We start from the raw sequence: 25,061 nt of genomic DNA on the forward strand, positions 1-25,061 counted from the left end.
ACAAAAACATAATAATAAACAGGTAATTAAATTAAATGAAGAAAATACTTTTAATGTCGCTATCAGCATTAGCTTTAAGTAGTTGTAGTTCATATCATGCATTTATGGATAAGATGTACAGCTCGGATGAATCTATATCTATAAACCCTGATGATACTCTTGAAAATCCAGATCAAGATGGTGAAAATGTTACAACTGTTAACCCTTCTGCCACTCTTAAGATAGTTTATGTTGCGAAAACAAATGAAATAGATGCTAATATAATAACAAACTGGAATGATGCACCACAAGGTTCAATTTATTTGACCTGGACAGCACCTAAAGAAAGTAATTGCTATAGTACTTCTTTCCCGATAACTAAATATAAAGAAGACCAAGATTACACTAAAGACAGTCAAAGTGTGATGGCTGATGATATAGTTTGTAAGGGTAAGTGGTCTGTTTCACTTGTAAATAAATCAGATAATTCGGTCTTAGCTAAAAAGACCATCAATATAGAATAATCTTTCTTAAAGATTTTATAAGATAATTTTGCTAAACTATAGCAAAATTATTCATAATCAAAAATTAATGACTACTTTAACGAAAAAAATATCTCTTAGAGATATTATCTTTGCATTTCTATGTATATCGCTGTTTATCGTTTTTTTAATGCCTTTTGAACCATTTATTTCATTAAATTTAGTCGATATATCTTCTGGCAGTGGTAAAAAATTTTTAAATGATCTAACTAGTGCTAACATAGGATTGTTTATACATAGGTATTATATTTTTTACTATAGCCTTTGCATCAGTAGTTTAGCAATACTTCTTAATAAAAAAATATTATTTGATGTTATCGATTATTTTAAAGGGTTTAGTAGGGTAGTTAAATCAGGGATACTTTTATTTTTTACTTTTGGGGTAATTTCTTCTTGTTTTGCATTCTCACCATCTATAGCAATTAAGGGTGTTGGGTTGACATTCTTACAGTTTATAAATGTACTATTTGTGGCTCGCTATATTCAAGAAAAACAATATGGTGTAGAGATCTTTTATAAAATTGTAATGCTATCATTAATTTTCTTTGGTGGTACTTTAGCATTACGGTTATGGTTATCAAACTACTCAGTTTATGGATCTGTCGTAGCAGGAAATATACAGAAAGTACTTTTATATCTATACAACTGTTTGAATCCTAGATTTTTGGATAATTATTTTAGTTGGTTTCTGCCATTGCTTTTATTACCCTGGTTTGTCGACATGAGACCTATCTATAAGATTGGTTCATTTATAGCAATTACAGTAGTTTGGTTTGTACTTATAAACCACGCTTTTAGAACTATATATGCTGAATATATGGTCATTTTACCGTTACTATTTATCTATTCTAAGAAGTATTTTAAAGTAACTGTTACGGTATTCGTTCTAGCGTTTAGTTTAGCGTATTTAATTGATTATGCTTATACTAGTTATATTTTATCTTCAGGAACATCGCAAGTTTCAACCTTGATGAGATATGGTACAAGTGGTAGATTATCTTTGTGGCATGAAGCATTTCTAATAGGTCTAAATCACCCACTAACAGGTATAGGGCAGTGGAATTATTTGGTTTATACTAAATATTCTGCTGGGTATCCTCATAACTTACTTTTAGAGATATGGTCACAATGGGGTATACCTGCATTTATAGGTGCTGCAGCCGTAATATTAGTTTCAATTAAAAATCTGTTCAAACAAAGAGTTGAGATTTGTGCTAATCCATTGCACTGTATATTTATCATGATGTTTACAGCTGGAATGATTGATGGAATGTTAAATGCGATGTTTAAAACTTCTTTAGGTCTTTTTGGCTCAGTATTTGTTTTTGGTTTTTGTTTATCAATGTTTAAGTCGAAGAGTTTAAGCTCAGTAAAAGATAATTCATCAACCTTAGATGTAATACTAACTACTGTTTTGGTATTGGGCAGTATTTTTTGTATTACTATTTTACCTCTTATATTTAAGCCAATGTGGATTTAGCTGCAAAACTGCTATAAATCTTTTGTGATTATATTTTACATCATGATTTGTCTATTATAGAATTAGCTTCTAGAGTATTTTCTCAAGGAAGAAAACATGAAAAAACTAAGAATAATTATGGTTGGTGTTGCTGCTGCTTTAGCGTTAAATGCATGCTCGCAAAACAGTAGTATGGCTGAAGACCTCAACTCTGCAAGTGATAGTGTTGTGAGATTCGTAAATGGTACATTTTCCGCACAGATAGATAATAGTGATGTTAAGAGTGTCTATGATGCAACTATTTTAGCTTTGGGTAATAACAGTGACTATAAAATTGTTAGTAAAGATGCTAAAGACAATATCGCTGAAATATCTGGCCAAGTTGAGTCTTCACAGCAACAGTTTAGTGTTAAAATAGTTAGAGATAATTATGATATTGTGAATATATATATCAAGATTGGAACTTTTGGAGATAAAGAGTCTTCAGTTATTTTACTTTCAGATATTAGAACCAACTTAGGACTATAACTATTTTGATGAAAACTCCTCGCGTATTATCAATACAATCTCATGTTGCTTATGGCTATGCTGGAAATAAGGCTGCAGTATTTGCTATGCAAAGGTTAGGGGTTGAAGTGTCTCCAATATATACAGTACAGCTTTCAAACCATACACAGTATGATGTTTTTAAAGGAGCTTTCTTTAGTGCGAAAGATATTCAGTCGATTATAGATGGACTGAAAGAGAATAGCTTCTTAGGTAAGCATGATGCGTTATTGTCGGGGTACATTGGTAATATTGAAGTTGCTAAAGTTATTGCAAATACTGTTATAGATCTTAAAAAGCTAAATCCTAAAGCTATATATTGTTGTGATCCTGTTTTTGGAGATTTTTATGATCATAATGATGAAGGGCATATTTTTGCATCGAAAGATCATCCGCAAATGTTTTTAGAAAACTTATTACCAATAGCTGATATCGTTACCCCAAACTTATTTGAATTGTCTATACTAAGTGATACAGATATTAGCTCATATAATGATATTGTTATGGCCTGTGAAAATCTTATTAAAAAGACTAAAAATAAATCACAAACTATAATAGTTACAAGCACATCTTTTGATAAAAATAAGACTGGAATTGCTATTTACAAAGATGGTTTCTTTGAATATTTAGAGTCTGCAAAATATATAGTACAGCCTAAAGTTAGTGGGTCTGGAGATATTACAGCTGCGATGTTTTTAAGCTATATATTAAAGGAAGAAAATTTTTCTAAAGCATTGCAAAATATTACTGTATGTTTAGATGGTATATTCAAAGTTACTCATAATATCAATAGTGATGAATTAGCATTAATTCAGGCACAAGATTATATAAAGTGATATAATCAATTCTATATACTGAAAAATATTTCATGTTTTTAAAGAATATTTTCAGACTCAAAATGATTAAAACTTAATTATAAGGAAGAGTAATGCAACATACCATAAAAGAAATTGCAGAACATTTGGGTGCGGAGCTTATTAATCCTAGCGAAAAAGTTGTCACAGGACTAAACTATGCTGACAAAGCACAAGAGGGAGAGCTTACTCTTATTAATAAGCCGGAGCATGTAAAACTCTTAGCTAAGTCAAAAGCTAGTGCGGCGTTGATTACAAAAGAGCTTAAAGGTAGAGTTGTTGATATTAATGATAAGCCAATACTTATCGTTGAAAATGCAGATTTAGCAATGGCAAAAGTTTTAGAATATTTTGTAGATCCTGACCCTGAGCAAAATGGGATCCATCCAGCTGCTGTAGTTGACCCATCAGCTAATATTAGTGAAAATGTATCTATAGGTGCAGGTACATATATTGGTAGAAATGTTAGCATTGGTGAAGGTACTATAATATATGCAAATGTTTCGATTTATGATAATGCTCAAGTAGGACCACAATGTATAATTTGGCCAAATGTAAGCATACGAGAAAGAACTGTTGTAGGAGCTTTTTGTAGACTTTATTCAGGTTGTAATGTTGGTAGTGATGGTTTTGGCTATCGTCCATCAGAGGATGGTCGTACTATAGTTCGAGTTCCGCATATTGGTAATGTTATTTTAGGTAATTATGTAGATGTTGGGTCTGGTAGCTGTATAGATAATGCTAAATTTGGCTCGACAATAGTTGGCGATTTTACAAAGATAGATAATCTTGTGCAGATAGGACATAATGTAACTATTGGTAAGGGCTGTATGATCTGTGGACAAGCAGGAATTAGTGGCTCAGTAAATATTGGTGATGGTGTGATTATCGCTGGTAATGCAGGTATAAAGGATCATGTAAATATTGGTGATGGTGCAAGAGTTGGTGGTAAGGCTGGCGTTATGAAAGATATCCCTGCTGGAGAAAGTCATATGGGCTACCCAGCTTATGAGGGCCGTGAATTAATGAAGCAATGGGCTGCTATTCGTCATTTACCAGAAACTATGAAAAAGCTAAAAGCATTAGCTAAGACTTTGAATATTGATTTATAATAGCTCTCTAGCTTCCTATACTGTTGAGTTTCTACTGAATCTTTTATTTGTTATTGACTTTCTTTGATCCTGACGGATTTTTTGTTTATCATCAGGTGATAAATCGTGGCCAGCTATAGCTTTTTTTCTGTATGTGTCAGTAGTTACGTGTTCTTCAGTAACTACTTGAGGTGCTTGTGTTGTACTTTCTTGGTTTGGTGTGGTTGTAGTAACAGTTTCAGTTGTTTGATGAGTTGCTTCTTCGACTACTTTACCATCTTGATTTGCTGCAAAACTGGTGGAACTAAAAAGTACAAATATTATAGTTGATAAAAGTAAGTTTGATCTTTTCATATTTCACTATTTAAAATAAGGCTGTAATAAAATTATGCTAATAAAAAGTTAATATGTCAATAATTCTTGAGAAGAGTCTGAAAGCAGTAACAAATAGTTTTTTATAAGCGCATATTGGTGTAAAGCGTTTGACAAAAAGTTTGGGTATTGGTTTGTGAGAATATATACCTGATTTCTGATAAAATGTTTACATAAACAAAATATCTCAAAGCAGCAACAATCATGAAAAAAATAAACTTCAATTCTCACGGCTCAAATATAGCAGCCCTACTATATACACCTGAAAATTTTGATGCAAATAATAAATATCATACAATAGTACTTTGTCATGGTTTTGCAGGTTTTAAAGAAGTTCTTCTTCCTGCGTATGCTGAAGCTTTTGCAAAAGCTGGCTATATAGTTCTTAACTTTGACTATAGAGGTTTTGGGGAGAGTGAAGGCGAGAGAGGTCGACTAGTACCGAAGTTACAAATCGAAGATATTCATTCTGCGATTGATTATATAGCGAGTTTAGATTTTGTTGATTCTAGTAAGATTGGGCTTTGGGGTACTTCGTATGGTGGCGCTAATGCCATCACAGCTGCTGCACAAAATGATCTTGTAAAATGCCTATCAGTACAACTAACTTTTGGTAACGGTGAGAGAGTAATCACTGGCGATATGTCTACTGAAGAGAAAGAAAAATTTGTAGGTATGATTGATAAAATGCTAGCTAAAAAAGAAAAGACTGGTAAAGAAATGATGGTTCCTTTACATAAAGTACTTACAGATGAGCAATCAAAAGGCTTCTATGAAAGATATAGCAAAGAATATGATGCTTTTGATATCAAGACCCCATTCCTAACAGTTAATGAAACTATGTCACATAAACCAGAGAACTATATCAGTGATTTAAAAATCCCTGTACTAATAGTTGCCTCTGATACTGACTCTGTAAATCCTGTTGAAGAGTCACATATACTATATGAAAAAGCTAATCAGCCAAAAGAACTAATGCTTTTAGAAGGAATTAGTCATTATGAGTGCTACGAAGGCGAGCCTCTACAAAAAATACTAGCTAAGCAGATCGCTTGGTTTGATGAGTTTATAAAGTAAAATACTACCCCGTCTTGCTTTGCAAGCCACCCCTTCAATATTTGAAGGGGTGGCTGCACATTAGCGGTTAGTAGTTCCAAAAACAAATGATTAGAAAATAAAACTAACTCACATCTTGATATGCTTTTAATATTTGGTTATATTTTTTTTCACCAACTTTACTTTCTAACTCTTTTTTATTCTCTTTAATTCTAGTAACTACTCCTTTTATTAAAGCATCATTGTAACTAATATGAAGGACTCCATATTTTTCAACATTACTACTATTTTGAATATTCTTATTTAATGGTACCAGGTATGTATATGCTTTTTCAGGATCAGATACATAATTATATTTGTTATCTGAAAATACCGTTGCTATATTACCATTTAACATCATTTGATATATTTTATTAGATTCTCTGCTTAATAAATAAGATTTAATTAGAATGATTGAAAATAAGAAAATAATTGTTACTACACCCAAATAATATATTTTTGGAAATATTCTTAAACCACTTTTTCTTTCTAAAATCAAAATTCTGACAAATATCTCTAATGAGATGAAAATCAAGAAATATAAAAACAGAACAAATGAATACATATGATCACTATAAATATTTACCTGAAAAAAAGCTTCCAGTCCAAATTTATATATATCAAAAAGATTCAAACTAATAAAGTCAGATACATTATATAAGCTCTGGTAAAGGAAACCATATATGAATCCAACATATAAAATAAGGATATTTATACCAGCAAAAACTTTTATTTCTAAATTATCAAACTTAGAGACGAGCTCTTTAAAAAGAGAAAGAAAATCTAAAAATAAATTCCACACAAGTGAAGGATTTAGCATAATAAAAAAGACTTTTTTACGTAGCTTTTTTATATAAATTTTACTTATATTTTTATTTTCATTGCTTTTTAACCTTTCTCTACAATTCTTTATAAAGATCACCCTTATAAAACGTTTTATAGTTGATATGTAATATAAGAAAAATGCTAACAATAATGATAATGCTATTAATAGTATTAAAAAAATAATTACTGTAAACAGTAGCATATACTAAAACCTTTTATTTACTAGATATTTTATTAAAATCAAAACTCATGATTAAATTCTAAGCATTGACCTCTTTGGTCGCTGACTACCTTACCTTTGTGATATTTCACAACACCGCTGATGATAGTGGTTTGAACTTTTGATTTAAATGTGCGACCTGCAAATGGTGTCCAACCACACTTATAGTGACTGGTTTCATCACTACGCGTATGAGGTTCTTTTAAGTTTACAAGCACTAAATCAGTTGTAATACTGAAGACCATCATTAATTCAGTAACCATACAGTTTTCCAAACAATCCATCCGTTATGGTTAGTATTATTTATATAAATAAAATAGTAGGGTCTATTTTTAACCGTGGTTAAATGATTTTTTTCTTTGTCAAATCTACTATGTAGTTCAGCAGAGTCATCATAAAACTGAGAATAAACATCTTTATTGCCATACTCGAGTAACCTATATCTTGTATCCCCCTCATATCTTGACATAAACCCATAAAATGGTGTCTGGCTTAATGAATTCGAAATAAATGCGGAATATGGAACCTGTCCAATAGTATTAAATTCATTAATGCCATATTTGTTTTTGACATCATAAATATCAACTGTCAACCCATAAAAGATGGGTTTTTCAAACTCTTCTTGCAATTGTTGGATATTCCCAACTCTAGCACTAAAAATAAAGCATGCGAAAAGTATTGGTAATATAACAATTTTAGCAGCATTTTTAAAACTATGATCACAAATAATATAAATAAACATTATAACCACAGGGAAGTACATATAAACCCTTACTTGGAAGAAATCCATTTGATAAGCTAACAATACCATAAAACCCAGAGAAGATAATATAACCAGCAACAGACTAATAGAGCACCCAAAAATGAAAGAGATATTTTTATGGGTAAATATATGATTTAGAAGAGCAAGACCCATTAAAAGAATTGCCGGAATAATGAATATAAAATTAATTTTCCAGAAAGACATAAAAGGTGTAAATGCATGGTAGTAGTTTTTAAATATATCTAATGGTAGAGCAGATGATATTGATAAAAGAGAAGATCTACCTTGTGTAACATGTAAGAAAAGTTGTTTTTCAATAAAGTAACAAACTGTTACTAGGAAGAAGATTAGAAAACCTTTAATTAAGTACTTTCTAATATCTCCTTTTGTTTGAGGGTTACTAAACATAATCAATAAATCAATTGCCATTAAACCAAGAAATAAATTATATGCGGTCTGATAAAAATTCATACTTATGAATAAAAGAAGAATCTTGAGGAAAAAACACTCTTGTCTTATACAAAAGCCTAGAACACAAAAAAAAACAGCTAGAGCCATACTAATACTATCAAAACGGTATAGCATATTTTGAATAAAAAAAGGATTAGCTATAAAAATTGATGCTAACATGAATGCTGTTTGTTTATAGGTGTTAGCAAAATGCAGGTACACAAGTTTTGCTGCAACACCAATGAGTGCAATTGATATAATCCAATTATATGGTGTTGGGTCGATTACAGGTCCTCGAGTAAGAGAGTACATTTTGCCTATCAAGTATGTTAATGGCCGTCCATCATTTAACCACCAAAATGCACCTGTCTCTAGTCGATGTAAATCATCTGTATAAATTCCATGCCCATAAAGTATAGGGTAAAAAAATAGCAATGAAATAAGCATCAAAAGTAATGCTTTTTTACCGTCAAATGATGACCAATCTAAGACACTATTACTATAATTTTTTAGATTTTTAATTACTGACATGATTTAATATAGTTAGAAGTCTACTTATTAGGAATAATATCAAAAAACATTATTATTTAGTATATGTTTAAGTGTGGTTTTGAATTTTTTTAAACCTTTTAAAGAAGTTGATGAAAATTATAATTTAAAACTCATGATTAAATTCTAAACACTGACCTCTTTGATCACTGATAACTTTACCTTTATGATACTTCACAACACCGTTGATAATAGTTGTTTGAACTTTTGATTTGAATGTACGACCTGCAAACGGAGTCCAACCACACTTGTAGTGACTGATTTCATCAGTACGCGTATGAGGTTCGTTTAGATTCACAAGCACTAAATCAGCGTGGTAGCCTTCACGGATAAAACCACGATCTTTAACCTTGTAAACTATAGCTGGAGCGTGGGCAGTCTTTTGTACTACTTGCTCAAGAGTTAAGAAGCCATTGTGATGATGCTCTAGTACAGATATAAGAGCCTCTTCAACTAATGGTAAGCCAGCAGGTGCTTTAAAGTAAGTACCTTGCTTTTCTTCCCAAGTATGTGGAGCGTGATCTGTTGCAATTACATCGATAGTATTGTTCGCTACACATTCTAAAAGCTTCAACCTATCGCTTTCTTCTTTTACAGCAGGGTTACACTTTATCAAAGAACCTTTTTCCGCATAGTCTTTGCGTGAGAAGAATAGATGATGCGCACAAACCTCTGCTGTGATGCGTTTTTCTTCTAGCGGAATAGTATTATCAAAATGTACCATCTCTTCTGCTGTAGTTAGATGAAGTACATGAAGTCTTGAGTTGTATTTTTTCGCAAGTCCTACTGCAAGCTCTGATGACTTAAAGCAAGCTTCTCTTGAGCGAATCTCTGGGTGTAAGTCAAACGGTACATCTTCGCCGTATTTCTCACGAGCTTTATTCTCAAGTTCTGTAATCATTGGAGTATCTTCACAATGAGTTACTATCAGAAGTGGACTGTTTTTAAAGAAGCCTTCAAGAGTTTCTTTGTTATTGACTAGCATATTACCAGTTGAAGCACCCATGAATATCTTAATAGCACAAGCATCATTTGGTTTCAGGCGTTTTAGCTCTTCGACATTGTCATTTGTAGCACCTAAGTAAAAAGCATAGTTAGCATGAGATCTAGCAGCAGCTCGCTCTTTTTTCTCAGCTAGTCGCTCTACAACTGTTGTAGCTGGGTTTACATTTGGCATCTCCATATATGAAGTAATACCACCCATTACAGCAGCTTTTGACTCTGTCTCAATCTCGCCCTTATGCATAAGACCCGGCTCTCTAAAATGCACTTGATCATCTATCATACCAGGCAATAAATGAAGTCCTGTAGCATCAATTACCTTATCAACTTCTTTTGAGATGTTTTCAGCAACTTGAGCTATCTTGCCATTCTCAACTAAGACATCTGACTTAAAAGATTTACCTTCGTTGACAACTGTAGCGTTTTTTATGAGTAAACTTTGATTAGACATTTCTCTTTCTCCTTTTTCAATTCCTAGATGAAAGTATAGCAAAAAAATGAGTTACTTATTATAGGGTTTTAGGAAATCTACTTCATGTATTTGTTTTGATTAATCACATTAGCCATTCACTAGCTTTTTTTGCTTCTCTAATAATTTTTATTTGTTGATTTTTGTATATAACTTCGGCAGGTAGGGTATGACATAAGAAAAAAGGCATACTTTCAGTAAAACCATATGCTCCAACTTGTTTGAATACAAGAGTGTCGTTTGGTTTAGTGGTTTGAGGTAAATCAATACTTCCTAAATAGTCTATGCTAGTGCACAGGGGTCCATGTAATTCCATTGTATTTTTACTGTTATCATTTCTATTTAGATTAAATACAGGGAAAGCTTGCTTACTAACAAAAGGACGAATTAAATGATGGCTACCACCCTCAAGTACAAGTAGGGTTTTATCATAAACATTTTTTTTATCAATAATCTGAGTTATATAAACACCACATTCACCAACAGCATAACGACCCAATTCAAGCCAAAAATCTATTTGGGAATATTCGGTTTTTAGTTTATCTAAAGCGGCTTTTATATCTTTGATATTAAGTTTTTCGTCTTCATTGTAGTAAGGTATTCCAAGTCCACCACCAAGATCTATAACTTGTAAATCAATCTTAATTTCAGATGCTAAGTCAACTAGTGAATGTGTAATAGTTTTCCACAAATCAAATAGCTTACTCGAACTAGTAATGTTTCCCCATTGGAAGCAATGCAAACCAATGATGTTAAGGTGTTGGTTATTATTTTGATTAGTGCTAAAGTACTCTTTCCATGCTTGAGGAGGTAGACCAAAAGGTGTAATACTATCGCCACCAAGAACATTCTTTTCGCAAGAGTTATCCCATCTTAATTGAACTCTAAGTAATGCCTTAACCTCTATATTATAAAGCTTAGAAGCTTTGGATAAATCTGCATATTGCTGGGTACTTTCTAATACAAAAATACGCACACCTTTTTCCAAGAAATAGCAAATTTGATTATAGGATTTAGCAGGGCCTGTATGTAAGATATTCTCAGGGTTTACATTTTGTTTGAGTACTTGGTCTAGCTCACCGATACTAGCAACATCAAAATTGATACCTTGTTCAGAAACAGTTTCTATAATACTGGATAAGGGGTTTGCTTTAACTGCATACCAAAGCTTAATAGGTAAAGTTTTGATGTTTTTTAGATTACTTTCCAACTCTTCAAGATCATAAAAGAAAAAAGGAGACTCTATATCTTTTGTAAGTTTATTTAAATTATCTTTGTGTTGTTCGATAGAAAACATCAGCGTAATGCCTCCTCAAGCGAAAGAGACTTATCACTTTTATCATCACGATATTTGATAATTATAGGACAATACATTTGTAGATTATGCTCTTTACCCCATTTTGTATTTACTGGTCGAGATCCTGGGATTACAACAGCACCTTCTGGGATTTTTTCACCTTTTTCTAACACTCTTTCATTTACACTATCATAGACAGAAACTCCTTTTGATAAAGAAACAGATGGAGCTATAACAGCTCGTTTACCGACTACGATACCTTCAACAATAACAGCACCAGCACCAACAAAAACATTATCTTCAATAATAACTGGGCTCATGCCTATAGGCTCTAAAACTCCTCCGATTTGAACGCCTGCAGATAAATGTACATTTTTACCTATTTGTGCGCATGAGCCAACTAAGACATGACTGTCTACCATTGTCCCTTTATCTACATAAGCACCTGTGTTTATATAAGATGGTGGCATGATAATTACAGATGGAGCTACATAAGCACCCGCGCGAACAGATGAACCTCCAGGCACCATGCGAACTGCATCTGAGGTGTTAAATTTACGGGGAGAGAGGTTGTGCTTGTCTACAAAGCCTTCGTAAATTCCATTGAAATCTTTATTTTTACCAGCTTTAAAAGCATCTAATATTGCTTGCTTAACTTCAGTGTTAGCTTCCCAGTTACCATTAGATAATTGGTTAGCTGCTCTTATTTCACCTTTTTGTAATTGTTCTAAGTTTTTTTCCCAGCTCATTATTTCTTCCTTGTGTGTTTATATTGATTCATAGTAGGTATTTATTAATGTATCGGCATCGTTAACGTTCTTTATGCTGTTGAGTTCATTAGCTATAAGAGGGGCTCTTAATGTATTTGATTTGATTATATCTTTGTAGGCAAGCCATACTTTGACAGGTATAGGATTAGCCACCTCAAAGCAAGCAGCTGTAGCTTGCTTCCATAGCTGAGAAACTTCATCTTTGATTGTTTTACTTGTACTTTCTTGAACATACTTTTTTGCCTGCTGTGGCCATATATTTGATATAACAGATATTAAGCCAATAGCTCCATTATCAACAAGTTCAGGAAGAATGGCATCTTCACCACTATACATTTTTAAATTAGGAGCAATCTTTGTGTAGTTCGCAAAACGCTCAAAATCACCAGACGCTTCTTTCATTGCCCATAAGTTTTTATGGTTTTTTAGGTTTTCCAATGTGTCATAGCTTAAGTTTACCCCTGTTCTTGATGGCACATTATATAAAATACATGGTTTTTGAGCAGTATCTAATAATGACTGAAACCAAGAAGTTTGCCCCAAAGTTCCTGGTTTAGCATAAAGAGGAGTGACTAGTAAAAAACTATCTATTCTTTGATTATTACAAAAATTTATCCATTTGATCTGTTGGCTAAGTTGGTATCCTCCGACACCTACCATTATTGGAGTGTCTAATTCTAATGAACATGTAAATTCTACTACTTTGCATTGCTCTTCAAAGCTTAATGCAAGTGCTTCACCAGTACTTCCTAGAATTAAAATCCCACATTTTGAATTTGCTTGAAATCTTAATAGTTTCTCAAAACTAGTGTAGTCTATTTTACCATTTTCATCCATTGGTGTGATTATAGCGGTATAAAGATTGTTGTTAATATCCATTTATAGCTCCTCTAACAAGTGTTTCAAACTGATGAAATCCTTTAGTATCTGGGTGTTGAATAATATACTTAGCAGTCCAAATAGCTCCTTGAGCAAAAAGTTTGCGATCATGCGCAATATGTTTAAATTGTAAACTTTCATATTCATAATCAATTCTAAGATCATGAATGCCTTTTACATCACCAGTACGAATAGAAGAAATCGGGCATTCATCCACATTAGTCCATTGTTGCCAAGATACTGCTGTACCACTTGGAGCATCAAGTTTTTGTGTGTGATGAGTTTCCTCTATACTATATTGAGCATTAGGGATTAAATCCTTGATTTTTCCTAAAGACTCGAGAGTTTCTTTTATAAAAACCATAGATAAACTAAAGTTATTTGCTACAACCCATGTCTTTTTGCTGATATTGATATTTTCAATAAATTCTTTTGAATATTCAAAACCAGTTGTCCCACAAACTATAGGGGTCGTAGTATTTAGAAGTATTGACATTATATTTGTGAGTGTATCTCTATCAACGAATATGATTGCAATATCAGCGTTATCTAACTTTTCTGAAGTAACAATATTCTTTGAATCAAATATTTCAGAAATATTATCAGCGCCTAATATGTCGACTACAGCTTGGCCTGTTTTGCCTTTTCCAACTATTGCAATTTTCATATAGAACTCCTTTTTAGATTAAAAAACTGGTCGTATATTTTTCTTATAATTTTGGGAGCATCATTTTTATCAACTAGCAGGCATATATTGTGACCACTAGCTCCATGACTAAATAAGCGAATATTGTATTCAGTTAATTCAGAAAAAACGCGAGCACTGATATTCTTTGTTTGGTGAATATCGTTACCAACAATTGCAATTAAAGATAAATCTCTATCAATCTTAACTTCAACATTACCTATTTCATTAAGTTCATTTAGTAAGCTTGGTGTTAATAATGTATTACCAATAGATTGACTACCTATGTGATCTAGAGTTAGTGCCACACTAATTTCACTTGTGGTGACTAAGTCAACGCTAACTTTATGCTGGGCTAATATATTAAAAACTTTAGCAAGAAACCCTTGAGCATGTACCATGTCATAACTTTTTATAGTAAGTAAAACTTGGTTTTTACGCTCAGCTATCGCACGAATAACAGGCGGATTTTGTTGGTTTTCTTTTGAAATCCATGTCCCAGCTATAGTCGGGTTAAATGTTGACCCTATAAAAATATCGATGTTATTATGTATTGCAGGCCATAGCGTGCTTGGATGAATGATTTTTGCACCAAAAGTTGCTAATTCAGCCGCTTCATTAAAAGTTATTTTCTCGATTGATGTCGATTCTTCTATAACTCTGGGATCAACTTGGTATATACCAGGGACATCAGTCCAAATATGTAAAGCAGATGCCTGTATCGCTTCAGCAATTAGTGCAGCTGAATAGTCACTACCTCCTCGTCCAAGAGTTGTGGTTTGTCCAAAACTATCTGAACCTATAAAACCTTCAAGAATGACAATATTTTCCTCAATTAGAGGTAGTAAATGTTGTTGAGCATGTGTTCTAATTTCTGATGTAAGAGCTTTTGCTTGACCGAAGTGACTATCAGTTTTAATAATGTTTTTTGCACTTAGATGTAAAGCAGGTAGGCCAGAGTTTTTTAACGATTGAGTCATAAGTGTTGCAGATATAAACTCACCAAATGATAATATCTCATCAGATAGTTGAGGTGTTTTAAGTCGTAAAGACATTTCAGCTAGTAAGTTTAAGTCTTCTAGAATATTATCGATTTTTATAGAAGTTTCTAAGTCATTAATATTTTGTAATATAGGCTTAGTTATATTTTTAATTTCTTCAATAATCTGAGTGATTGAGTCTTTCGTATTACATTGTGTTGCAAGTTGTACTAAAAGATTTGTAACACCTGATTGAGCACTTACAACGACAATCTTTGTTTGTGGTGAGTTTTTTATAATTTCAATACAATGTTTGATTGAGTTTGTATTAGCTACACTAGTACCACCAAATTTTGCAATAATGAGTTGTTTATTCAAGGAAATTCCCTCCAAATATTTGCTAGTGCAGGGAAAATAGATTTTGCAAAGGATAGTGCTAAAACCGAAGCTCCCCACGTATAATTAACGTGACAGTTCTACTACCTTTCAGTATTAGACCCAAGAATATAGCCAATAACTTCTACATTCTTTCGGCATAAAATCTAGCAAATCAACCATCTTTAAGTGTTATTACTTTCAGGTTGGGGCTATAGATTACGCTCCTCTTCTTAAGAATAAGTTGATCTTAGAAAAACTTATTATGAAAATGAGTTTAGCATTTAAGTTTAAAAAATGTCAAACATAATATGGCAGATATTTTAGAAAATTTAGAAGGGACTTTTAGAATGCTGTGTTTAAACAGATATTAAGTACTCGTCTAAGAGGTTCGGCAGCCCCCCAAAGAAGTTGATCGCCAACTGTGAAAAGTTGGATATGTTTTTTAGAAATGCTAGTAATTTTTAAGCGACCTACTGCAATATCCAATGAACCTGAAACAGATAGTGGAGTCAAATGTTTGGCAGTATCTTCGGGCGTATTAGGTACAAACTTTACATATTCATTTGCTGATGAAATAATAGTTTCTAGTTCATTTAATGGATACTCTTCTTTTAGGTGTATTGTGAGGGCTTGGCTATGTGCTCGAAGTACAGGAACTCTTACACAAATGCCATCTATTGGAATTATTTCTTTTGAGTTTAGTATCTTGTTGAGTTCGGCTTGAGCCTTGTATTCCTCTCTGCTTTGACCGTTTTCTAATAATGTATCTATGAATGGAATTAGGTTAAAAGCCATTGGAGCCATAAATTGAGTACAAGAGAAGTTATCATTTTTTGTTTGAGAACGGACATTTTTTTCTAGCTCTAGCGCATCTTTAGTATTTAAGCTTTCACTCATAACTTTACTTTGCTCTAAAAGTTCACTCATAGCACGAGCACCAGATCCAGAAACTGCTTGGTAGCTCATTACAGATATAGACTCAATAAGTTGAGCTTTCAGCAAGCCATGTATAGCTAACATCATTAAGCTAACTGTACAGTTACCGCCAATAAAGTTCTTAACACCATCATTTATTGCTTGCTGGATATTTGATAGATTAATAGGATCTAAAGCTATTATGCAATTATCATCCATACGATAATTAGATGCGGCATCTATCCAAAAACCTTGCCAATTATTTGTGCGAAGCTCAGGCAATATCTTTTGGCTATATTCACTACCTTGACAAGTAACAATAATATCCATTTCAGCTAGTTCTTTAATATCATAAGCATCTTTAAGTAAGTGTTTATTACCATTTATCTCAGCTTCTTGACCTTGTTGTGAAGTCGTGAAAAACAAAGGTGTGATTTTTTCAAAATCATTAGATTGTGCCATTCTGTTCATAAGTACAGAGCCAACCATACCTCGCCAACCTATAAAACCAACGGTTTTTTTATTTTTAGTCATAAATTTATAGCTTTAGATTTTAGATGTCTATATCTTGGCAGATAAAATAAATATTGAAAAGAATTTTATGCCTTAATTTTTTTAAATAGTTGAAAGAAAATTTTTGAACCTACTAATTGCTTCTTTTAAAGTACTCATCTCTGCAGCTGCACTAATTCGAACATATCCAGGAGCACCAAATGCACTGCCATGTATTGTTCCTACTGATTTTTTTTCTAAAAGTTGTAGGCAGAATTCCTCGTCAGAGATGTTCATTTTAGATAATATTTTACGTATATCTACGAACACATAAAAACCACCTTGAGGAATAAATATTTGTACGTTAGGGATGTTTTTTAATGCATCAGTTACATAACAAATACGACTATAGTATGCATCCACCATATACATCAAATCTTTTCTATCTAGTCTCATTGCAGTAGCAGCTGCAATTTGCGAAATAGAGCATGCGCATGATAAAGATTGTGATTGAAATTTTTTTACCGCTTGTATTAACTCCTTCGGAGCGATTATATATCCTACTCGCCAACCAGTCATAGCATAATTTTTTGAAACACCATTAACTACAATTGTACGTTGTTTAAGATGAGGAGATACCTGAGTAATGGTTATTGGGGTTTGTTTCCAGTAGATTTGATCATAAATTTCATCACTAATTAATATAATGTTCGGATATTTATCCATAAGCTCAGCAATAGCAAGTATAGTCTTTTTTGAATAAATAGTTCCGGATGGATTGTTTGGAATATTTAATAAAATTGCTTTAGTTCTTGCAGTGATTAAACTTTCTAACTTATCAATGTCTGGTTCAAAGTTATTTTCAATATCGGTTTCTAAAACAATTGGAACACCTCCAGAAAGTTTTATCATATCAGGATAAGATCCCCAGTATGGTGCCATATATATGACTTCGTCACCATCGTTTATCGTACAGTTAAAAACATTGTGCAAGCTATGTTTTGCACCTGTTGTTACACAGACTTCATCGAGAGCATACTTGATTTGATAATCTGTTTGATATCTATCAATGATAGCCTGCCTGAGCATTTTGTAACCATCAACAGTAGTGTATTGAGTGACATTCTCTTGTATAGCTTCAATACCTGCTTGCTTAACTATAGCAGGGGTATGAAAACCAGGTTCCCCAACATTGAGAGAGAGTATTTCTCTTCCCCTATCCTTAAGTTCTTGAACTTTAGAGGACATTGAGGCTGTTGCAGAGGCATTTATATTTTTTATTCTGTTACTGATTTGTATCGGCATGGTTTAAGACCCTTGGATAAGTTAATGTTATTTTTTAAGTGTAGTAAATAAGAGGTTTTAGAAGCTTGAGAAAGATTATAGCAATTGAATATAAAATCGCTAGATTTGATTTGTTATCTTTTTCAGCAGCTCTTTGGATTATAATTGAAAGTTGGACGTTATAGCATTCAAATAATGATATGATACTTGCTAATTAGAAGCTAAAAATAAATGATATGAGTGGAATTGAAACTGATAAGGTAAATAATGAATATTGGCTCGATCGTTGGAAAAATAATGATGTGGAAAATTTTTGTCAAGAGTCAGCGAATGAGTTTTTAGTTAAGCATTTTTCGAAATTAAAAGTGGATAATAATTCATTGTGTTTTATCCCAATGTGTGGAAGTAGTATAGATATTTTATTTTTCTTATCTAAAAATATTAAAGTTGTAGGTGTTGAGATTTCAGAAAAAGCTGTTAAATCTTTTTTTACGACAAACCATATAGAGTATGAGATTTTAGATCAAGAGGGTTGTAAGTGCTATAAAGGCAGGAATGTGAGCATATATGTATCAGATATTTTTGAATCACCTAGAATTGCTCAAAAGTTGCCAAATATTACTATATGGTATGATAGGGGTGCATATATTGCTTTGCCGAAGTTGTTAAGGTCTAAGTATGCGGAAATGATGAAGAGTGTAACTACAAAGCAAACACAAGTGCTTCTCCTAGTAATGGAGCATGATAAAAAAGTCCAAGCTCCTCCTTTTAGTGCTCTTCAAAATGAGTTAGAGAATAATTTTTCTCCAGATCTTGAGTTTAAGCTGATAGATGATCAGCCAAGGGAAGATATTCCTGAGTATAGACAAGCTGAAGGGATGACTTTTCAGAATTATGAAACGTATATTAGATAATTGAAGTTTTATTTCCCTACATTAGACTCGGGAGCTTCATTATCTAAATTGTTTTTATTGCAAGGGCAGTCACATCCCGTACCACAGCCTTTATTTCCTTTTTTATGGTATTTACTAGCATATAATACTAATATACTAGCAAGTAATACAAACCAGATATTACCATAATCAGATCCAGGTATAACATTTAGTATGAATGTAATGACTTTAAGGCCTATAGAGATTGCCAGGATAGTTAGGAAAACTCCTAAATAACATTTGCCAGCTTTCATTGGACAACCTTTACTTTCTTTAAATGGGCAGCTCATGATTTTCTCCTAGAAGGTTAATTTACAAATTAATGATATCAGATTAGTTAACTGAAGTTACACACTAAACATAAGTTTGAGCAAAAAAATAAGTCTTATGTCATTGTGTAATAGCTATTAGTTTCATCAAAATAGTGAAATCACTGAATTATAGAAATATAAGAATTACTTTGAAAATTTATTATTGATCATTGTGATGTAGTTTGAGAATGCCTCTAGTGTACAACTATTATCTTTATCCATAATTGGTAGCTTGATATATTGATCGTTATATCTGATTTTTACAGAATAGTTTCCGTCATCTTGGTATAATTCAAATTCAATATGGCTAGCATAACTAGGAGATTCATTTAGTGGTACACCCAAGGTCCCCATAATGCCAAGCAGAGTAAGATCATGCCCAGAGTAGTATGTCATTTTATATTTAGAGTCACCTGTAGAAGCACTTATTAGATCGATTAGTATTTTATTTGTTAGCTCGCCGTTTAATGTATATGCAACTTTTTGAGATTTGAATTGCTGAGCAAGTCCCCAATCTGTTATTTTGATAATTTGATCAGCATCTTTTTGAGATAAGCCTTTTGGTAGTGGTTTACCATGAGCCTTAGCAACTATCAAAACATCACCAACAGTAATGATGTCATTTAACCCAGTTATTTTGTTTCCAAGTATTTGCTGCCATTTTTTAAAGCTAGGTTCAACTTCCTTGGTCTTTTTCAACCAAGCAGGAGATTGATAAATATGTTTTTTAAGTACCTTGAGATAGTCCTCATATGGATAGCTTACAAGCTTTGAATCTTCAGAAAGGGTCATGATTGGTATAGGCTGAAATCTCCCTTGAATAGCTGGACTGCCATATTTTAATGATGGTCCAGTGCCAGGAGGGTAAAGTCCTACAAGTAGGCTTTGAGCACTTACAACTGTTCTATTTGTGTGGCTTGATAATGTGAAAATACTTTGATTTTCATAGTTATTGCTTAGGAGTTTAAATTGATTTATATATCTCTCTCTAAGTCTTTTTCCTAGGTTGTATTCTTGATTCATACCTATAGGCGTAAGCTCAGAAAGAGATGTTCCCCATTTGTAGTCAGCATTGACTATATTTGCAAATGGAGCCCTATCACCATGCCGAGTTATGAGTGAAACAAAAACTAGCTTACCCTCAGAGTATGCAACAGGAATAAGCGATAATAAAAGAGTTATAATAAGGAGTGTTTTTTTCATTACAATATATATTTATTCTTATAAGAATTAAGCGTCGAAAAGATAATTCTATTATAAAAGCATCCTTAAAACTAGTCTAAAAAAAGAAATAAAAAAAAAGATCGTATTGGCTCTTTACAGATGTAACCTCACTCCATACAATACCTTTAATTTATCCATCAACTTTACATAAGTAAAATGATAAGAAAAATTATCTCTAAAGTTTCATTCAAAGTATATTTTCACTCTAAAAAGGTTATTTTATGATATTAGCAAATGATATGACTAATGCATTATTAGTATTTCCAGACGGTACATACTACTTAGGTAGATCGGTTGGTGTTCGTGGTTGGACAGATGGTGAGATTTGTTTCAATACAGGTATGACAGGCTACCAAGAAACACTTACAGATCCATCATATGCGGGACAGATTATTACATTTACATTTCCACATATTGGTAATGTAGGGATTAATAATGAAGATAACGAATCTCTAGGTGTATTCGCTAAAGGTTTGGTCGTGCGAGAAGATGTCACAAGTCCTTCAAACTTTAGAGCAAATAAGAGTATAGATACATGGCTTAAAAATAGACATATAGTCGGCATAAGTGGTGTAGATACTCGTGCTATTACGCGTAAAATAAGAAAAGAAGGTGCTGTAAGGGTTGCAATTCTTTCTGTGAAACCTGGTGAGTTTCTTGATGCAAACTACGCTAGAATCAGAATCAAAAACAAATCAACTCTTGGTGGTAGAGACTTAGCAATTTCAGTTACTACAAATAGAGAGTATGAATGGAATGAGCATACTTATCAGCTAGGCCAACAAGTATATAAAAAACAAGAAGATTATAGATATACAGTTGTCGTTATAGATTATGGTGTGAAGTATAATATCTTGAGAAACTTAGTAGATGCTGGATTTAGAGTGATAGTAGTGCCTGCGGATAGTACTTATGAAGATATTCTGAAGCATAATCCTGATGGTGTGTTTTTATCAAACGGTCCTGGTGATCCATTTGCAACATCAAGCTATGCAGCAGGAGTTATAAAACAATTACTAGATGACAAGATGCCGATATTTGGTATATGTCTTGGTAATCAGCTTTTAGCATTAGCTGGCGGCTTAAATACTGAGAAAATGCACAAAGGTCATCGTGGTGCAAACCAACCAGTTCAGGATAACCAGACTAAAAAAGTATATATAACAAGTCAAAACCATGGTTTTGTGGTTTGTGATGAAAAAGTACCTGATAATATGGAAATAAGTGTAAGCTCACTTTTTGATGGAACTGTAGAGGGTATAAGGTTTAAAGATAGACCTGCGTTTGCCGTACAATACCATCCAGAGGCTTCGCCAGGACCACATGATTGTAAATATTTATTTAATGAATTTGCTGAAATGATTGCTGAAGCTAAAAAAGGGAGCAAATAGAAAATGCCAAAAAGAATCGATATAAAAAGTATTTTAGTTTTAGGTGCTGGTCCAATTGTAATTGGTCAAGCATGTGAGTTCGACTACTCTGGTACTCAGGCATGTAAAGTGCTTAAAGAAGATGGCTATGAAGTTTATCTTGTAAACTCAAACCCAGCAACTATCATGACAGATCCTACTACTGCTGATAAGATTTTTATTGAGCCAATTACCAGTGAAAGTGTAGGTAAAATTATAGAAAGAGAAAGACCTGATGCAATCCTACCAACAGTAGGTGGACAAACAGCTCTAAACTGCGCGTTGGCATTAGATGCTGATGGCATACTAGCAAAGTATGATGTAGAAATGCTTGGAGCAAAAGCAGATTCTATCGATAAAGCTGAGAACCGAGAAAGATTTAATAAAGCAATGGCGAAGATAGGTCTTGCTGTACCTCGTAATGTGGTAGTGCAAACTATGGAGCAAGCAATGGTTGCTCTTGAAGATATTGGCCTACCTGCAATTGTTCGTCCATCATTTACCCTTGGTGGTAGTGGTGGTGGTATCGCTTACACAAAAGAAGAATTTGTGGCAATTGTAAAGAATGGTCTAAGACTTTCACCTACAAATGAAGTGCTTATAGATGAGTCTATCCTAGGATGGAAAGAATATGAAATGGAAGTTGTCCGTGACAAAGCTGATAACTCTATTATCGTTTGTGCGATAGAAAATATTGATCCAATGGGTATCCACACAGGAGATAGTATAACAGTTGCTCCTGCCTTGACTCTTACAGATAAAGAGTATCAAATAATGCGTGATGCCTCTATCGCTGTATTGCGTGAGATTGGAGTAGAGACTGGTGGTTCAAATGTACAGTTTGCTGTAAATCCTGATACAGGTAAGCTAGTAGTAATTGAGATGAATCCAAGAGTTTCAAGATCATCTGCTTTAGCGTCAAAAGCTACAGGTTATCCTATTGCAAAAGTTGCTGCAAGATTAGCAGTCGGTTATACACTTGATGAAATTGATAACGATATAACTAAAGTTACACCTGCATCATTTGAGCCAACAATTGATTATGTTGTTACGAAAATCCCAAGATTTACTTTCGAGAAGTTCCCAACAACGGATGACAGACTTTCTTCACAAATGAAATCAGTTGGTGAGGTGATGTCTATAGGTAGATCATTCTCTGAAAGTTTACAAAAAGCATTAGTTTCATTAGAGGTTGGGCTTACAGGTTTAGATGAGGTTGAAATAGCTGGAGTTGATCGAGAAGGGTCTTTGGCTGATAATCAAGCTGCGATACTAAGATCACTACAAGAGCTTTCTCCGATGAGGATTTTGCGTGTAGCAGAAGCAATAAGGTTTGGGATTCCAGAGGAAAAAATATTTGATGCTTGCCGAATAGATCCATGGTTTATTGAGCAGATTGCAAATATTGTCCATGCTGAGCAAAAACTCAAAGAAACAGGTTTGCCAAATGATAAAGAGGATTTCTCAATCTATAAAAATATTGGTTTTTCTGATGCAAGAATTGCAAAGCTAGTTGGTAGAACAGAAAAATATGTACGTAACTATCGTTATGGTAAAGAGATTTATCCAACATATAAGAAGGTTGATACTTGTGCAGCTGAGTTTGATTCTTCATCTTCATATATGTACTCAACTTATGAGCATTTTTCTCATGAAGAGATCATAAGAGATTGTGAATCTGATATTACTGATAACAAAAAAGTAATAATACTTGGCGGAGGGCCAAATCGTATTGGTCAAGGTATAGAGTTTGATTATGCTTGTGTGCATGCTTCAAAATCTTTAGCTGAAGAGAGTATTGAAACTATTATGATTAACTGTAATCCTGAGACAGTTTCAACTGATTATGATACTTCTGATAAGCTCTATTTTGAACCATTAATGGCGGAAAATGTATTAAATATCATTAAAAATGAGATGAGAAAAGGTGAAGTTCTAGGTGTGATAGTTCAATTTGGTGGACAAACTCCATTGAAGCTAGTTTCAGCACTTTTTGAAAATAATATCCCAATTCTTGGTACTAATCCAGACATGATTGATTTGGCTGAAGATAGAGAGAGGTTTAAAGAGCTACTTGATAAAATTGGTTTAAAACAACCAAAAAATGACATCGCCTACAGCATCAATGAGCTTACAAAAAGTGTCGAGAAAGTAGGTTATCCAATCGTTGTACGTCCATCTAATGTGTTAGGTGGTAGAGCTATGGAAATTATTCACTCTAAAGAAGAGCTCGATAATTACATAAAGATAAATGGTAAATGTATCTTAGAAGGGCCTATATTAATTGATAAATTCTTAACAAATGCTGTTGAGCTAGATGTTGATGCTCTTGCAGATGGAGATGATGTTTTTGTTGCAGGTATAATGGAGCATATAGAAGAAGCAGGTATTCACTCAGGTGATTCAGCTTGCTCGATTCCGACGCGTTCATTAACGGAAGCTCAAATTATAGAAGTTATGGACAGCACTATTAAGCTTGCAAAAGAGCTAAATGTAGTTGGCTTGATGAATGTGCAGTTTGCTTACCAAGATGGTGAACTTTTTGTAATTGAGGTAAACCCTAGAGCATCAAGAACTGTACCGTTTGTAGCTAAATCAACAGGTAATAGTATTGCAAATATTGCTACTAAATTGATGATAGGGCATAAGTTGAGAGACTTTACGCTAAATAATCCAATACCATCACATTACTCTGTAAAAGAAGCAGTATTTCCATTTGGTAGATTTGCTGAGGTAGATTGTTACTTAGGTCCTGAGATGAAGTCTACAGGTGAGGCTATGGGTATCGGTGACACATTCGGCGTAGCTTTCTATAAGGCTCAAGAGATGGCGTTTAATACGCTTCCTTTGAATGGAAATATCTTAATTTCTGTGAGTAATAACGATAAGCCAAAAATACTTGAGCCAATTCGTAGTTTAGTTGCAAAAGGGTTTAATGTATTTGCTACATCAGGGACAGAAAGTTTCTTGAGAGAAAATGATGTTGATTGTAAGCACTTCGATAAAGCTTCTGATAATATTCAAAACTCTTCAGCTACGAATACTGTTGAAGCTATAGAGGCTGGAAAGATTGACATACTTGTAAATACTTCGATGCGTGAAGAGTTAAATATAAGCTTAGCACTAAGAAGATCCGCTATTATGAATCGTGTGCCATACCTTACAACTTCAGGAGCATTTGAAGCATTTGCAATAGCTGTTGATGAGATGGGTAAAATTGATAACAACTATAGTGTAAAAACTGTAGATGAGTGGATTAATGGTTAATCAAGTCACTAAAACAAATAAA

Annotated in this window: 21 protein-coding genes, 2 pseudogenes and 1 riboswitch; of the genes and pseudogenes, 9 read left to right on the forward strand and 14 right to left on the reverse strand. The window is 33.3% G+C overall.

Going from position 1 to position 25,061, the window contains the following annotated elements:
* Window positions 1-35 precede the first annotated feature (35 nt).
* The 5 genes from CDH04_RS01330 (at window position 36) to lpxD (ending at window position 4,492) form a co-directional block, all read left to right on the forward strand.
* Window positions 36-503, forward strand: a complete 468-nt coding sequence (locus CDH04_RS01330; RefSeq protein ID WP_112869316.1) for a TUL4 family lipoprotein — start codon at window positions 36-38, stop codon at window positions 501-503.
* Window positions 504-570: 67 nt separating this feature from the next.
* Window positions 571-2,001, forward strand: a complete 1,431-nt coding sequence (locus tag CDH04_RS01335) for an O-antigen ligase family protein (protein ID WP_234393440.1) — start codon at window positions 571-573, stop codon at window positions 1,999-2,001.
* 96 nt (window positions 2,002-2,097) lie between these two features.
* Entirely contained in the window at window positions 2,098-2,508 is a 411-nt protein-coding gene (locus CDH04_RS01340; protein ID WP_112869317.1) for a DUF3568 family protein, read from the forward strand.
* 8 nt (window positions 2,509-2,516) lie between these two features.
* Window positions 2,517-3,362: a pyridoxal kinase gene (gene pdxY, locus CDH04_RS01345; RefSeq protein ID WP_162699173.1), complete on the forward strand. Its 846-nt coding sequence runs from the start codon at window positions 2,517-2,519 to the stop codon at window positions 3,360-3,362.
* A 92-nt stretch (window positions 3,363-3,454) separates the two neighbouring features.
* On the forward strand, window positions 3,455-4,492 hold the full coding sequence (lpxD, locus tag CDH04_RS01350) for a UDP-3-O-(3-hydroxymyristoyl)glucosamine N-acyltransferase (protein ID WP_112869319.1): 1,038 nt from the start codon (window positions 3,455-3,457) through the stop codon (window positions 4,490-4,492).
* A 15-nt stretch (window positions 4,493-4,507) separates the two neighbouring features.
* On the opposite strand, the gene CDH04_RS01355 is transcribed toward lpxD, so the two are convergent.
* Window positions 4,508-4,825 (reverse strand): hypothetical protein, encoded by a 318-nt coding sequence (locus tag CDH04_RS01355; protein WP_112869320.1) that lies wholly within the window; start codon window positions 4,823-4,825, stop codon window positions 4,508-4,510.
* Between the two features lie 210 nt (window positions 4,826-5,035).
* Here CDH04_RS01355 and uilS point away from each other — a divergent pair.
* Window positions 5,036-5,920 (forward strand): annotated as a pseudogene (uilS, locus tag CDH04_RS01360) (UilS family quorum-quenching N-acyl-homoserine lactonase); the annotation flags it as partial.
* A 103-nt stretch (window positions 5,921-6,023) separates the two neighbouring features.
* On the opposite strand, the gene CDH04_RS01365 reads toward uilS, so the two are convergent.
* The 11 genes and pseudogenes from CDH04_RS01365 to CDH04_RS01415 all read right to left on the reverse strand — a co-directional run bounded on the left by CDH04_RS01365 (window position 6,024) and on the right by CDH04_RS01415 (window position 17,917).
* Entirely contained in the window at window positions 6,024-6,758 is a 735-nt protein-coding gene (locus CDH04_RS01365) for a hypothetical protein (protein ID WP_162699174.1), read from the reverse strand.
* Between the two features lie 245 nt (window positions 6,759-7,003).
* Window positions 7,004-7,207: pseudogene (locus tag CDH04_RS01370) on the reverse strand (dihydroorotase); the annotation flags it as partial.
* Window positions 7,208-7,230: 23 nt separating this feature from the next.
* On the reverse strand, window positions 7,231-8,727 hold the full coding sequence (locus CDH04_RS01375) for a glucosyltransferase domain-containing protein (RefSeq protein WP_112869323.1): 1,497 nt from the start codon (window positions 8,725-8,727) through the stop codon (window positions 7,231-7,233).
* A gap of 124 nt (window positions 8,728-8,851) precedes the next feature.
* Entirely contained in the window at window positions 8,852-10,198 is a 1,347-nt protein-coding gene (locus CDH04_RS01380; RefSeq protein ID WP_112869324.1) for a dihydroorotase, read from the reverse strand.
* Window positions 10,199-10,301: 103 nt separating this feature from the next.
* Window positions 10,302-11,513, reverse strand: coding sequence for a PLP-dependent decarboxylase (locus tag CDH04_RS01385; RefSeq protein WP_112869325.1), 1,212 nt, complete (start codon window positions 11,511-11,513; stop codon window positions 10,302-10,304).
* Complete coding sequence (locus CDH04_RS01390) at window positions 11,513-12,262, reverse strand: 2,3,4,5-tetrahydropyridine-2,6-dicarboxylate N-succinyltransferase (protein ID WP_112869326.1); 750 nt, start codon at window positions 12,260-12,262, stop codon at window positions 11,513-11,515. The genes CDH04_RS01385 and CDH04_RS01390 overlap by 1 nt, the downstream gene beginning before the upstream one ends.
* Before the next feature lie 18 nt (window positions 12,263-12,280).
* Window positions 12,281-13,162, reverse strand: coding sequence for a 4-hydroxy-tetrahydrodipicolinate synthase (gene dapA, locus CDH04_RS01395; RefSeq protein WP_112869327.1), 882 nt, complete (start codon window positions 13,160-13,162; stop codon window positions 12,281-12,283).
* Window positions 13,152-13,829: a dihydrodipicolinate reductase C-terminal domain-containing protein gene (locus tag CDH04_RS01400; protein WP_112869328.1), complete on the reverse strand. Its 678-nt coding sequence runs from the start codon at window positions 13,827-13,829 to the stop codon at window positions 13,152-13,154. The genes dapA and CDH04_RS01400 overlap by 11 nt, the downstream gene beginning before the upstream one ends.
* Window positions 13,826-15,205, reverse strand: coding sequence for a lysine-sensitive aspartokinase 3 (gene lysC / locus CDH04_RS01405; protein ID WP_112869329.1), 1,380 nt, complete (start codon window positions 15,203-15,205; stop codon window positions 13,826-13,828). Before lysC ends, CDH04_RS01400 begins: the two co-directional genes overlap by 4 nt.
* A 59-nt stretch (window positions 15,206-15,264) precedes the next feature.
* Window positions 15,265-15,442: riboswitch (Lysine riboswitch) on the reverse strand.
* A 105-nt stretch (window positions 15,443-15,547) separates the two neighbouring features.
* On the reverse strand, window positions 15,548-16,654 hold the full coding sequence (gene asd, locus CDH04_RS01410; protein ID WP_112869330.1) for an aspartate-semialdehyde dehydrogenase: 1,107 nt from the start codon (window positions 16,652-16,654) through the stop codon (window positions 15,548-15,550).
* Between the two features lie 81 nt (window positions 16,655-16,735).
* Window positions 16,736-17,917: a pyridoxal phosphate-dependent aminotransferase gene (locus CDH04_RS01415; protein WP_112869331.1), complete on the reverse strand. Its 1,182-nt coding sequence runs from the start codon at window positions 17,915-17,917 to the stop codon at window positions 16,736-16,738.
* A gap of 215 nt (window positions 17,918-18,132) precedes the next feature.
* Between CDH04_RS01415 and CDH04_RS01420 the strand changes: the two genes are divergently transcribed.
* Complete coding sequence (locus tag CDH04_RS01420) at window positions 18,133-18,810, forward strand: class I SAM-dependent methyltransferase (RefSeq protein WP_112869332.1); 678 nt, start codon at window positions 18,133-18,135, stop codon at window positions 18,808-18,810.
* Between the two features lie 8 nt (window positions 18,811-18,818).
* Here CDH04_RS01420 and CDH04_RS01425 read toward each other — a convergent pair whose 3' ends face one another.
* Window positions 18,819-19,118, reverse strand: a complete 300-nt coding sequence (locus CDH04_RS01425; RefSeq protein ID WP_112869333.1) for a hypothetical protein — start codon at window positions 19,116-19,118, stop codon at window positions 18,819-18,821.
* A gap of 165 nt (window positions 19,119-19,283) precedes the next feature.
* Complete coding sequence (locus CDH04_RS01430) at window positions 19,284-20,342, reverse strand: histidine phosphatase family protein (RefSeq protein ID WP_112869334.1); 1,059 nt, start codon at window positions 20,340-20,342, stop codon at window positions 19,284-19,286.
* A gap of 242 nt (window positions 20,343-20,584) precedes the next feature.
* On the opposite strand from CDH04_RS01430, the gene carA reads away from it, so the two are divergent.
* Window positions 20,585-21,754, forward strand: a complete 1,170-nt coding sequence (carA, locus tag CDH04_RS01435; RefSeq protein ID WP_112869335.1) for a glutamine-hydrolyzing carbamoyl-phosphate synthase small subunit — start codon at window positions 20,585-20,587, stop codon at window positions 21,752-21,754.
* A 3-nt stretch (window positions 21,755-21,757) separates the two neighbouring features.
* Window positions 21,758-25,039 (forward strand): carbamoyl-phosphate synthase large subunit, encoded by a 3,282-nt coding sequence (gene carB / locus CDH04_RS01440; protein ID WP_112869336.1) that lies wholly within the window; start codon window positions 21,758-21,760, stop codon window positions 25,037-25,039.
* The last annotated feature ends 22 nt before the right edge of the window (window positions 25,040-25,061 follow it).

The organism is Francisella adeliensis (assembly GCF_003290445.1).
Lineage (GTDB): Bacteria > Pseudomonadota > Gammaproteobacteria > Francisellales > Francisellaceae > Francisella > Francisella adeliensis.